Origin of the sequence: Capnocytophaga sp. oral taxon 332 str. F0381 (genome assembly GCF_000318275.2) — a bacterium.
GTDB classification, from domain to species: Bacteria; Bacteroidota; Bacteroidia; order Flavobacteriales; family Flavobacteriaceae; genus Capnocytophaga; species Capnocytophaga bilenii.
Genome location: NZ_KB291270.1, coordinates 42,684 through 54,223, shown reverse-complemented (window position 1 = coordinate 54,223; position 11,540 = coordinate 42,684). Strand labels below are relative to the sequence as shown.

Genomic DNA, 11,540 nt, shown 5'->3' with positions numbered 1-11,540 from the left:
AAGGCTAAAAATTAGATATCACGCGGTATTCTTTTGTGTTGTGGGGTTTATTGATAAAATCGCGCATTTCATTGGTAAGGGGGAGCTGGTTTTGAGTCTCCCAAAATTCTTTGTTATAGGGCACTTCTAATTTAAAGAGCTCTTTTTCGCCATTTACATTAGCTTTAAAAGTACTGAGATCTGAAAAAGGGCGAGTAACAATGAGCTCGAAACTTACATCGTATACGATTCTTTCTTCGCCTACATATCCTTCTACTTTTGCGCCAACTATAGCATTGGCTATAAAATATTTGTTGTTTTTGTTGTCTTTCTCACATTTTTCCTTATAAAAATAATCAATAGTTCTGTATTTGATGAATGGTTTTTTAGTATATGGTATTTTATGAATTATTTTAGGATTGATTTTATGAATGCGTTCTTTGACGGCATAATCATCGGTATTGATAATGAAATAACCTATACCACTTTTATCATCTTCTTCATTTTTAGGAGTATGACTTACCTGTTGATGTGTTTCATCTATAACTTTAAGTCCTGAAAAACGGTACTCCTTTGAATCTAAAAATAAAATATTACTCCACCATTGAAATAAGTCATTTAGAGAAGGTAGTTCAAAATTATCTGCACGCACTCCTTTCTTTTCTATACCAAACTTACGCATATTCAGCAATTGAAAGGTGAATTTTTTTTTGACTCCTAATAGTTGATCGCGTTTGATACGCCCACTGAAATCTTCTATTTTCACGAGTTCACCATTGCGTTTGAGGATACAACGTAAAAAGAAATCCTCAACAAAAGGTTCCATAGGATAATTGGTAGTGGCGTGATTATAGGCTTCTTGTATAATGTTTTTGTTAGAAAGGGTTACTTCATCTAACTGAAAAGGTTTTGGGGTAAGGTACAAGGTGTCTTTTATATGACTCAGCGCTTTGAAAGTAGTTCTGAGGGTTTCATAGCCTAACATTTTGATAGTAATACTATCATTAGCAGAATAGAATACAAAAAGCCCGTCGTCATTAGTGATAGTATAGTTGCTCGCATTATGGATAGTAGCAGACCGTAAAGGAACTTTGGTATCTTTATCTACAAGATATTTAGAGATATTGTTTTGTGAAAAAGATAATGTTATAATAAAAACACATATAAAAAAAGTGAATATATTTTTTTTCATAAGCCTTATTTTGCTAGAAAAGACTACTCATAAAAGAGTAGTCCTTTATTTAGAAATTTAATGAATCTCTAAATCGGCGGTTATATCCACTCCTTCAGGTGTTACCTGATGTTGTGGATAAGTTAAGTTCTCTAAAGGAACATTTTCTCCTGTTTGAAGATTCCATCCTCTATTAGCTCCTTGAACCCCTCCTTTCCAAGTGATGCCAAACCATCCCATTTCATAGCGTTTTTCAAGTTCTTCTACTTCAAACGCATTTACTAAAGCTCTTTCGTCAAGTTCGCAAACTTGCTCTTTGTTGAATTTTGTTTCCATAACTATTTATATTTTAATACTGGAAAATCAAACCTTCTTTGGGTAAGGCATCGGTTACTTCCTTTTTACGGTACAAAGATAAAGAAAAGTTTTTTAAAGTAACCAAAAGAAAAGTACAGTTTAACTCAAATTTAACAGTAAATTCTTTATAAAATAAACAATTATAAAGGTATATTTTAGAACTCTTAATTTTTTGAAAAAATGATATATTTGGAAGGTGTTTTTTAACAACTTAGCAAAGATAGTGTAAAAAAGCTACTTATCTAATGATAAAATAGAGATTTTTTTTGGAAAAAATCATCGTGAAAAATACTGAATTGAATTTAGAATAGCCTTTTGCCCCTCTGCTACATAGCCTGTAGCCAAGCGGTATTTAAACATAAATGCCGTGAGAAACGGATACAATTCACTAGGTATTGTTAGGGTAGTGCGCTGCGAGTGTTCTATGAGCACCGTTATATTGTTGTATTTGTCTTTTGAAATAGCACTGACGTTCGTAATGCTGGTTACCGGTACTTCAATGATATGCAATAGCTTAAAAATGTATAATTTATCTTGACATAGCATAAAGGGAGGTAAGTGATACAATAGTCTCGATACTTGCTTTACCTTTTCCAAATAGCCAAAATCTTCTTCGCTCATCTCTGCCAAGAGCAGTTGTTGCGCTTGTGTAGTCCTATTGATAATGTAGTATAAATAATAGAAAATTATTAGCAAATATGGGACAAATGTGGTAATAGACGTTAACAATATATAACCAAAAAGCAAGTAGGGTACGCTATCCATTTGGCGTATCACCTCAAAATCGACACACAGCCCAATAAACAGAAAAGGGATTAACGAAAAGACAATTGCTGCGATTATAAAAATATATTTTATAATTTTTTTTCGCTTAGTGATGTATAGCTGTCTCGCCTCAGGTAGAGGAGAAGACGGGCAATAGGCTTCTACTCGCTTTTCAAAATCATTTCTGTGCGTTTTTAAATACCATTTAAGTACGTAAAATACACCTGCCGCTGCCACAAGCTCTATAGTAAAAAATAAAATCTGATCCATAAAAAACATAAAAGCTAAAACAATGCGATATTGTTTTAGCTTTTCATAAATTTTGCGGAGAGAGAGGGATTCGAACCCCCGGAGGTGTTACCCTCAACGGTTTTCAAGACCGCCGCATTAAACCGCTCTGCCATCTCTCCAATTGCACCAACATTCCGTTGTTTCATTTATGCGGGTGCAAAGGTACGACTATTTTTTAAACTTGCAAATTTTTTATCAAAAAAATATCAACTTTTTTTGTCGCAAAAATATAATACATTATTAATCAGCACATTTAATCATTCATTGTCAATAAGAACTCTTCATTGTTCCTACTCTGTTTTATCCTATTTTCCATAAATTCCATTGCCTCAATAGGGTTCATATCTGCCAAATATTTTCGTAGCACCCAAATTCGGTTCAGTGTCTTTTCGTCAAGTAAAAGGTCATCACGGCGTGTAGAAGAAGCCATTAGGTCAATAGCAGGGAAAATACGTCTATTAGCAATACGGCGGTCTAATTGCAGTTCCATATTACCCGTACCTTTAAATTCCTCAAAAATAACCTCATCCATTTTAGAACCTGTATCTGTCAGCGCTGTAGCTATAATAGATAAAGAACCACCATTTTCTATATTACGAGCAGCTCCAAAAAAGCGCTTCGGACGATGCAAAGCATTAGCATCCACCCCTCCAGTAAGTATTTTGCCCGAAGCAGGTTGCACCGTATTATAAGCACGCGCCAAGCGAGTTATCGAATCCAGAAGTATCACCACATCGTGCCCACATTCCACCATTCGTTTCGCTTTTTCTAGTACAATATTAGCTATTTTTACGTGTTCAGCAGCCTCTTTGTCAAAAGTAGAAGCAATAATCTCACCACGCACACTGCGTTGCATATCAGTAACCTCTTCAGGACGCTCATCTATCAGCAATACCATCAAATACACCTCAGGGTGATTTTTGCTAATAGCATTAGCAATTTCTTTCAGTAAGGTCGTTTTCCCCGTTTTAGGCTGTGCCACAATCATTCCTCGTTGTCCCTTACCTATGGGTGCAAAAAGGTCTATTAAGCGTGTTGAAGTAGTACTTCCCTTGCCAGCCAACTCAAATTTCTCATTAGCAAATACAGGTACTAAGTGTTCAAAAAGCACGCGGTCTCTCACCACTTGAGGGTCTAACCCATTGATTTTTATAACTTTTAATAACGGATAGTACTTTTCCCCCTCTTTAGGCGGACGCACCTCTCCGTGTACTGTATCACCCGTTTGCAACCCAAATAAACGAATTTGTGAAGGAGAAACATAGATATCATCAGGCGAAGCTAAATAATTATAGTCCGAAGAACGCAAAAAACCATACCCCTCAGGAGCAATATCCAACACCCCCTCACAATCAACAATACTATCAAATTCAAAATCAGGAGCGCGATAACGATTCTTTTTCTCCTTATCAAAGTTATAAGAATCTATATAACTATCATAGCTATTGTTATTGCTGTTATTATTGTTATTGTTGCTGCTATTATTGCCGTTACCATTACCATTATTATTGCCGTTGTTATTATTACTATTATTAGTAGTGCTAACAGCAGTATTATTAGGGTTTTGATTTTTGTTTTGCAGATTATTTTTTTTCTGATTATCTTGGTGTGAGCTACCTACTTTTTGTGGAGTATCTATTTTTTTCTTCTTTGTTTTCTTGCTCGTAGGCTCTTTTTTAGCAGTAGGCTCATTAGCTTGTGCTTTGGGTAGAGTAGTTGTTTCTTTTTTAGCAGCAGCTTCTTGTGGTTGGTCGTCAGCCTTATTATCTTCAGCAGGAACTGTTTTTGCTTGATAATTAATAATCTGTTCAATTAGTTCAGGCTTATTTAGCGACCTATATTTAGGTACATTTAGCTGCTTAGCCATTTCCTGTAATTCAGTTAGCTTTTTTGCTTTTAATTCTGTAAAATCAGACATTTTAGGTAAAAAATAGTTGTTATTAAGGTGAATGATTATATATTAGTAGTTGAAAATTTTTGGTTTTTCATTCTTGTTTTTCAGAAAGTTACGTGGTTATTCTGATATAATAAGGAAGTGGAATCGGGCGCAAAGATACAAAATAATGTTTAATGTTCAATTTTTAATGAATATTTTTTTTGCGCTGCCAATGCCACCCCCAAGTAATTTTTTTAGTTTGTCTTTTAGTAGAATAAATCTTTAGGTTCGGTCTGTTATTAATTTTATATTGATATTTCTTTATATCTTCAATAGTCATTTGTAGTTGTTTGACAACAAAGAAAAATATTTATTTTTGTTCAGTAAATTGCATTTACTACTAGAACTTACAAAAAACAAAATTAAGCACTAATCATTGATAATTAAACATTATTTCATATCTTTGCCCCGAAAAATAGTTTCAATAATGAAAAGAACAATACGACATATTTTAATAACAGGTAGTATTATATTGATGTCAGGTTTTTTAGTGAATGCAATGTCAGTAAAAAAAGATAAAAAAAACATCTATGAGCAGGCAGAAGAATTGCGTTCAGGCGAAACAACTACCTTAGAAGATACTGAGGATTCCCCCTTAAAAGAGAGCTTTTTTAATAATTATAAAGTATATGCAATAGATTTGCCTGAAAAATTAGACTTTGCAGGCGAAAGAGTTCCTATTGAAGATCCCGATGTATATGAGCGTCTTGACCGTGAATTTTTGGTAAATACCTATTGGCAATCAAATGGAATGTTGTATATCAAGCGAGCTAATAAATACTTCCCTATTATAGAGCCTATTTTAAAACGCAACAATATCCCCGATGATTTTAAGTATTTAGCACTTATAGAAAGCGGACTTACCAATGCGGTATCACCTGCAGGAGCAAGTGGTTTTTGGCAGTTTATGAAGTCGGCAGCTAAGGAATATGGTTTAGAAGTAGGTGATCAAGTAGATGAGCGTTACCATTTAGAAAAAGCCACTCAGGCTGCTTGTGATTATCTAAATGCAGCCAAACGCAGTACTGGCAGCTGGACAATGGCTGCAGCAGCTTACAATGCTGGCGTAGCCGGAATGAATAGGCAAGCCAATCTGCAAGAAACTAATAATTATTATGACCTTTGGCTAAACAATGAAACCTCTCGCTATGTTTTTCGTATTTTAGCAGTGAAAGAAATAATGAAAAACCCTAAGAAGTATGGTTTCATATTTGATAAAAGACATTTGTATAACGAGCTGCCCACTTATAGTGTAATGATAGATTCTTCAATAACCAACTTAATCAGCTTTGCTAAACAGTACAATATCACTTATAAAGATTTAAAAATATACAATCCTTGGCTGCGTGATAGAAAATTAGAAAATAAAGATGGTAAAACCTATTATATAAAAATACCAAAAAAGTAAACCTATAAAAAGATGTAAGCACAACAGCTTACATCTTTTTTATTTGTAGATTAGGAATATTTTTTGGGGCAAACATTTCTAATATAGGTAAATTTCCATTAGTAATCCATAAATGCGAAGGTGTAGTTGTTTTCTCATTCAATAGGTGATATTTAGCAAGTATATTACGGGTCTGTTTAGCAACTGCGTAACCCGAATCTATTACTTTTATATGAGAAGGTATAATTTGTTGTATTTGAGGTAATAAATAAGGATAGTGCGTACACCCCAACACTAAATAATCTATTCCTTGTGCAACCATTGGTAAGAGATATTTGCGTAACAAAACTTCCATTTCAGGACTTTCTATAGCACCAGCTTCTATCAAATCTACAAGCCCCTCCCCTACTTGCTCTATAATTTGTACTTGTTCTTCTTGTTTCAAATGCTCACTTGTTTGGGCAAATAGGCTACTTGTGAGCGTACGCCGTGTTGCCAGCACACCTATTTTTTTAGTAATACTTTGCAAACCAGCAGGTTTAATAGCTGGTTCTATACCTATAAAAGGTATTTGTTTATATTTATCTCTCAAGTAAGTAATAGCATTGGTAGTACCTGTATTACAAGCTACTACTATTATTTTAGCTCCGTTATCCAATAAAAATTGTGTGTTAGCGTCACATAAAGCTATAATCGCTTCTCGACTTTTTTCACCATAGGGAGCATTTTTATTATCTGCCAAAAACAAAGTATTTTCATATGGCATTAGGCTAACAATTTCTTTCCAAATAGTACTCCCCCCTACTCCCGAATCAAAAAGACCTATAGGTGCTGTATTTTTATCATTCAAAGTGTCCATTCTTAATCATCTTTTACAGTACAAAATTAAAAAAAGTGTTCTAATTAAGAACACTTTTCCAAAAAATTAACTTACTATGATTAAAATCCTAATTTCTTTTTTACTACACTATACAAGTCTTCACCTGTAGCTACAATTACGCTTGAGCCTGTACTTGAATCTAATACATACTGAAGTCCTTTTTCTTTGGCTACATTTTCAATTGCTGTTTTCACTTTCTTAAGCAAAGGTTCTACTAGCTCTTGTTGTTTCTTTTGTAGGCTTTGTGCAGCTGTTTGTTGTGATTGACGGATGTTTTCTTCCATCTTTTGTAACTCTTCTTGTTTTTTTAAGAACTCCGTTTCACGAGCTTTTAATTGAGCTTCTGTAAGTGCTGCTATTTCCTTTTGATACTTTTCTGCACGAGCTTGTAGTTCTTTTATAGCTGCCTGAATATCGTTGGTATAGCTTTGTTCCAATTTCTTCAATTGGGCTTCTACCGATTTTCTTTCGGGCATTTCTTCCAAAAGTTTTTGCACATCAATATGTGCTACTTTCACTTGTGCAGTTACTGCCGTAGTAGCTCCTATAAATAGAGCTAATGCTATCATCAGCGTTCTAATTTTTTTCATCATTGGCTTTATAATTAATTGTTTTTAAAAGTTTACTATTTTCCTTGTTGTTTTTTTGCTTCTCTTTCTTGTTGCAATTTTTGTGCTTGTTCAGCTTGTGCTTTTTGGCGTTGCGCTTTTTGGGCTTCCCGCTCTTCTTTCAGTTTTTGCTGGCGTTCTTCTTGCTCTTTTGCTTTTTGTAATCGCAAGGCTTCGCGCTGTTGCTTCATTTCTTCCGTTTTTCGCAAGCGTTCTTGCTCATATTGCACTCGGCGCTCTTCACGTGCTTTTTCAGCCTCTTTTCGCTTCTTTACTCGTTCCTCTACAAACTCAAAATCATAACTCTCTTTTAGCAGTTCAGCCATATCTTTATTCCTATCTTCGGCATTATCTTTCTTCTTTAATGCACGAAGTACTACTTTGCTCAAGTTATGCTGTTCAGTAGAATATAGCATTGTAGCTTCGCTTTTTTCAAATATAAAGTCATATTTGCGCATTTTGCCTATCTCTTGCACTATATTGAATACTTGATCTTGTATAGGCTTTGCCAACATAAACTTCTGGCTTATATACTCTCCTTTCTCAGGGTCAAATTTTTGTTCTTTATAAGCATTCAAGTTTCGTTCCAATAGGGCTATTTCTTCTTCTTTATCTTTGATAAGTTCAGGAGTAAGAAGAGCACGCTCTGCTTCCAATTTTGCTTTTTCGGCTGCTATTTTTTCTGTTCTTTTGTCTATTTCTTGTTGCCATTGGGCTACTTGCAAAGCAAATTGCTCACTTGCCACTTTATAGTCTTCTAATTGCCCCAAAATGTATTCCATATCTACATAACCTATCTTAGATGGTTTTTGTGAATAGGATACCTTTACAGCGCATAAGAATATCAAAAATAATATCTGTATTTTTTTCATAGAAAATATCGTGCCAAAAATTAAAATTGCTGACCGAAAATAAAATGTGTTTGCCAACCACTGCGATTATTAGAATTAGCAGGATTATCAAAACCATATCCAAAATCTATACCAAGCATACCAAATTGTGGCATAAAAAGTCGTAATCCTAAACCAGCAGAACGTTTTACCTGAAATGGATTAAAATTGCTCAAACCATTATACACATTCCCTCCTTCGGCAAATGCCAATCCGTAAATTGAAGCCATAGGTTTTAGCGTAATAGGATAACGCAGTTCTAATGAGAATTTATTAAATACATTCTCTCCATCATCGGTAGATAGTCCATAGTTTTCATAACCACGTAATTGTATTGTTTCGCGGCTATCCATATTGTAATAGCTCAAACCATCACCTCCCATAAAGAAACGTTCAAAGGGAACAATACCTCGTTGTTTATTATAAGCCCCTAAGTAACCCATTTCAGCACCAAATTTCAGCACAAATTTGCTATACAAATTGGTATACCAAGCCGAAGTAAATTTCACTTTGTAAAACTCTAACCAGCGGAAGCGCTGTTGGTCTATTTCAGATATTCTATCGGCGTTTTTTGCAGTTACAGCTGCTGTACGTTCATTGGCAAGTTGCTCATAATTTACACCATTAAAAAGTGAATATGGAGGGGTAAGCTTTAAGCTAATATTAAAGTTACTGCCCGACATTGGATAAATAGGGTTAGGCCCACTTGAGTTTCGTGATAATGAAAGTGTATAAGCCAATGAGTTTGACACGCCATCTTTGAAGGTAAAAAGCCCTAAGTTGGCATAATTTTTCAAATCGTAGTGGGTGTAGCCCAAGCTATGTGAAATCTGAAAATAGTCATCGGGAATGCGCAAGCGTTTTGCTAAACCTACACTTGCCCCTGTGATATAAACACGTCTGCTTTTATCTACATCATAATTGCGGTAATTGTAACCAAATTGCTCGGTACGATTAAACGACACCGAAAACTGCACAGGCTGTTTGCCTCCCATCCAAGGTTCTGCAAATGTAAAGCCATAAGTGCGGTAATACCTACTCACTTGTACACTAAGTGAGAGCGACTGTCCATCGCCCATAGGCACAGGGCGATATTCCTTAAAGTTAAAGAGGTTCTTAATAGAAAAATTGTTGAAAGACAATCCCACTGTACCTATAAAAGTACCACCACCATAACCACCTTGTAATTGTACTTGGCTAGAACCTGTTTCGGTAAGATTGTATTCTATATCTACCGTTCCTGCATTAGGGTCGGCATTTTTAAAATCGGGGTTGATGTTTTGTGCATCAAACAATTGTAATTGCCCCAACTCACGCACGGTACGCACTACTGCATCTTTGCTGTACAAATAGCCAGGACGGGTGCGCAACTCTCTATATATTACATAATCATTGGTACGCTCGTTTCCTACTACTGATATTTTATTGAAATAAGCAGGTTTCCCTTCTACTATGCGTATTTCAAAATTAATAGTGTCATTAACTACTGATGTTTCCACAGGGTGTACCTGAGAGAACAAGTAACCACTATTTTGGTATAAATTTGCTATATCTTCAGAATCGGGTTTTGAGTTGTCTTGAATACGTTTTTTCAACAATACTCCGTTATAGACATCTCCTTTTTTTATACCCAATACTTCATTTAGTACACGGTCGTTATATACAGAGTTACCTAAGAAGCGAATATCGCCAAAGTAGTAACGTTTTCCTTCTTCAATAGCAATTTTCAAATCAATATTACCATCTTTATTGCGTATAAGGGTATCATTCACTACACGAGCATCGCGGTAACCTCGCTCTTTATAGAAGTCTACTAATTTTGTTAAATCTCCCTCAAAGTCTTTTTTTACGTATTTTGAGCGTTTCCAAAAGCGTCCCACAAAGCGTTGTTTTGTTTTTCTGAGTTTTTTACGCAGCTTTTCTTGTTTAAATTCCTTATTTCCCTCAAAAGTAATATTATCTATTTTTACTTTACTACCTTTATCTATATGGATAAGCATTGAAAGCCCATTAGCATCGGTAATTGTATCTACAGGTTTGGTATTTATTGTTACTTTGGTATTTAAAAAACCTTCTTTTCTATACTTATTAATGAGATAATTTCGGGTATTAGCTATTAGGCTTTCATTTACCTTTACTCCTTTTTTGTCAAGACCGACATCCTTTAGCAAACTTTCTTTCTTTTTTTTGCTAACTCCTGATATTTGGGCATCAACAAGTGAGGGTGTTTCCTGTATAGCCAATTCTAAGAACACCTTATCGCCTTCGGTACGTTGTATGTATATATTTACATCGCTGAACAACTTATAGCCCCACAATTTATGTATAATAGCACTAAATTTTTCACTTGGTATTTCTATTTCGTCACCTACTTTTAGTCCTGAAGTTGTGAGTATTGTTTGAGAGTTATAACGTTTTGCTCCCGTTACTTCTATGCCTCCTATAGTATATTTTTTTCCTTGTCCTAATGAAATTCTCTCTTCTTCTTGAGCATTAGCTAAGCTTATGAGCGTTATAAATGCTACGAATAATATTTTTTTCAACATAGTGTTATGTAAGTTGTTCGCTAATTTTTCCAAATCGTCTTTCTCTACCCTGATAGCTTAACAAGGCTGTTTCTAAATCTTTTTTAGTAAAGTCTGGCCAAAGTACATCAGTAAAATAGAGTTCGGCATAAGCTATTTGCCACAATAGAAAGTTACTGATGCGGCATTCACCGCTGGTACGTATCAACAAATCTACATCAGGTAAATTGCTGGTATACAGATGTTGTTTAAATAGTGTTTCATCAATATTCTCTACAGCTAAATCTCCTTTACTTACTTTATTGGCTATGTGTTTTGCAGCTGTCAGCAATTCTTCGCGAGCACCGTAGCTAAGAGCCAAAGTAAGTGTAGTGCCTGTATTGTTTTTTAGTTTCTCTATGGTATTTAATAATACTTCTTTTGTTTTATCAGGAAATCTATCCAAATTACCAATCACATTCAGCCTCACATTATTCTTATTGAGGTCATCAAATTCTTTCTTCAAAAACTTGACTAATAAATCCATCAAAGCTTTCACCTCATCAGCAGGACGATTCCAATTTTCAGTCGAAAAAGCATAAAGTGTAAGATAGGGAATCTTATGTTCCACACAATACTCTAAAGTTTGTCGTACAGAACGTGCCCCATTCTCGTGACCAAAAATACGTAGTAACCCCTGCTTTTTTGCCCATCTACCATTACCGTCCATAATGATAGCCAAATGTTTAGGATATTTCGTTATTTCCATATA

Annotated in this window: 10 protein-coding genes and 1 tRNA gene; 1 reads left to right on the top strand and 10 read right to left on the bottom strand. The window is 35.0% G+C overall.

All coding sequences use genetic code 11. The features are described from left to right. Positions 1 to 4: 4 nt before the first annotated feature. The 5 genes from HMPREF9075_RS02525 to rho all read right to left on the bottom strand — a co-directional run bounded on the left by HMPREF9075_RS02525 (position 5) and on the right by rho (position 4,481). Positions 5 to 1,171, bottom strand: a complete 1,167-nt coding sequence (locus HMPREF9075_RS02525) for a hypothetical protein (RefSeq protein WP_009751305.1) — start codon at positions 1,169 to 1,171, stop codon at positions 5 to 7. Positions 1,172 to 1,228: 57 nt separating this feature from the next. After that, the gene (locus HMPREF9075_RS02520) at positions 1,229 to 1,486 is read right to left on the bottom strand and encodes a hypothetical protein (protein WP_009751304.1); all 258 of its coding nucleotides are present in this window, start codon (positions 1,484 to 1,486) and stop codon (positions 1,229 to 1,231) included. Between the two features lie 297 nt (positions 1,487 to 1,783). Beyond that, positions 1,784 to 2,542: a hypothetical protein gene (locus tag HMPREF9075_RS02515; protein ID WP_157049201.1), complete on the bottom strand. Its 759-nt coding sequence runs from the start codon at positions 2,540 to 2,542 to the stop codon at positions 1,784 to 1,786. Positions 2,543 to 2,597: 55 nt separating this feature from the next. Next, positions 2,598 to 2,682 (bottom strand) — tRNA-Ser (locus HMPREF9075_RS02510). Between the two features lie 134 nt (positions 2,683 to 2,816). After that, the gene (rho, locus tag HMPREF9075_RS02505) at positions 2,817 to 4,481 is read right to left on the bottom strand and encodes a transcription termination factor Rho (RefSeq protein ID WP_009414928.1); all 1,665 of its coding nucleotides are present in this window, start codon (positions 4,479 to 4,481) and stop codon (positions 2,817 to 2,819) included. Positions 4,482 to 4,926: 445 nt separating this feature from the next. Here rho and HMPREF9075_RS02500 point away from each other — a divergent pair, with 445 nt between their 5' ends. After that, positions 4,927 to 5,907, top strand: coding sequence for a lytic transglycosylase domain-containing protein (locus HMPREF9075_RS02500; protein ID WP_009414926.1), 981 nt, complete (start codon positions 4,927 to 4,929; stop codon positions 5,905 to 5,907). A 28-nt stretch (positions 5,908 to 5,935) separates the two neighbouring features. Here HMPREF9075_RS02500 and murI read toward each other — a convergent pair whose 3' ends face one another. From murI to HMPREF9075_RS02475, 5 genes are all read right to left on the bottom strand, one after another. Next, complete coding sequence (gene murI / locus HMPREF9075_RS02495) at positions 5,936 to 6,745, bottom strand: glutamate racemase (protein ID WP_009414925.1); 810 nt, start codon at positions 6,743 to 6,745, stop codon at positions 5,936 to 5,938. 80 nt (positions 6,746 to 6,825) lie between these two features. Beyond that, positions 6,826 to 7,359: an OmpH family outer membrane protein gene (locus tag HMPREF9075_RS02490; protein WP_034556560.1), complete on the bottom strand. Its 534-nt coding sequence runs from the start codon at positions 7,357 to 7,359 to the stop codon at positions 6,826 to 6,828. A 32-nt stretch (positions 7,360 to 7,391) separates the two neighbouring features. Then, positions 7,392 to 8,246: an OmpH family outer membrane protein gene (locus HMPREF9075_RS02485; RefSeq protein ID WP_009414923.1), complete on the bottom strand. Its 855-nt coding sequence runs from the start codon at positions 8,244 to 8,246 to the stop codon at positions 7,392 to 7,394. A gap of 20 nt (positions 8,247 to 8,266) precedes the next feature. Beyond that, positions 8,267 to 10,810, bottom strand: a complete 2,544-nt coding sequence (locus HMPREF9075_RS02480) for an outer membrane protein assembly factor (RefSeq protein ID WP_009414922.1) — start codon at positions 10,808 to 10,810, stop codon at positions 8,267 to 8,269. Between the two features lie 4 nt (positions 10,811 to 10,814). Then, positions 10,815 to 11,537: an isoprenyl transferase gene (locus HMPREF9075_RS02475; protein WP_009414921.1), complete on the bottom strand. Its 723-nt coding sequence runs from the start codon at positions 11,535 to 11,537 to the stop codon at positions 10,815 to 10,817. Positions 11,538 to 11,540 lie beyond the last annotated feature (3 nt).

Excerpts from the sequence above, each read along its gene's own strand:
- HMPREF9075_RS02525 (WP_009751305.1), bottom strand. The coding sequence starts at position 1,171 with ATGAAAAAAAATATATTCACTTTTTTTATATGTGTTTTTATTATAACA.
- HMPREF9075_RS02520 (WP_009751304.1), bottom strand. The coding sequence starts at position 1,486 with ATGGAAACAAAATTCAACAAAGAGCAAGTTTGCGAACTTGACGAAAGA.
- HMPREF9075_RS02515 (WP_157049201.1), bottom strand. The coding sequence starts at position 2,542 with ATGGATCAGATTTTATTTTTTACTATAGAGCTTGTGGCAGCGGCAGGT.
- rho (WP_009414928.1), bottom strand. The coding sequence starts at position 4,481 with ATGTCTGATTTTACAGAATTAAAAGCAAAAAAGCTAACTGAATTACAG.
- HMPREF9075_RS02500 (WP_009414926.1), top strand. The coding sequence starts at position 4,927 with ATGAAAAGAACAATACGACATATTTTAATAACAGGTAGTATTATATTG.
- murI (WP_009414925.1), bottom strand. The coding sequence starts at position 6,745 with ATGGACACTTTGAATGATAAAAATACAGCACCTATAGGTCTTTTTGAT.
- HMPREF9075_RS02490 (WP_034556560.1), bottom strand. The coding sequence starts at position 7,359 with ATGATGAAAAAAATTAGAACGCTGATGATAGCATTAGCTCTATTTATA.
- HMPREF9075_RS02485 (WP_009414923.1), bottom strand. The coding sequence starts at position 8,246 with ATGAAAAAAATACAGATATTATTTTTGATATTCTTATGCGCTGTAAAG.
- HMPREF9075_RS02480 (WP_009414922.1), bottom strand. The coding sequence starts at position 10,810 with ATGTTGAAAAAAATATTATTCGTAGCATTTATAACGCTCATAAGCTTA.
- HMPREF9075_RS02475 (WP_009414921.1), bottom strand. The coding sequence starts at position 11,537 with ATGGAAATAACGAAATATCCTAAACATTTGGCTATCATTATGGACGGT.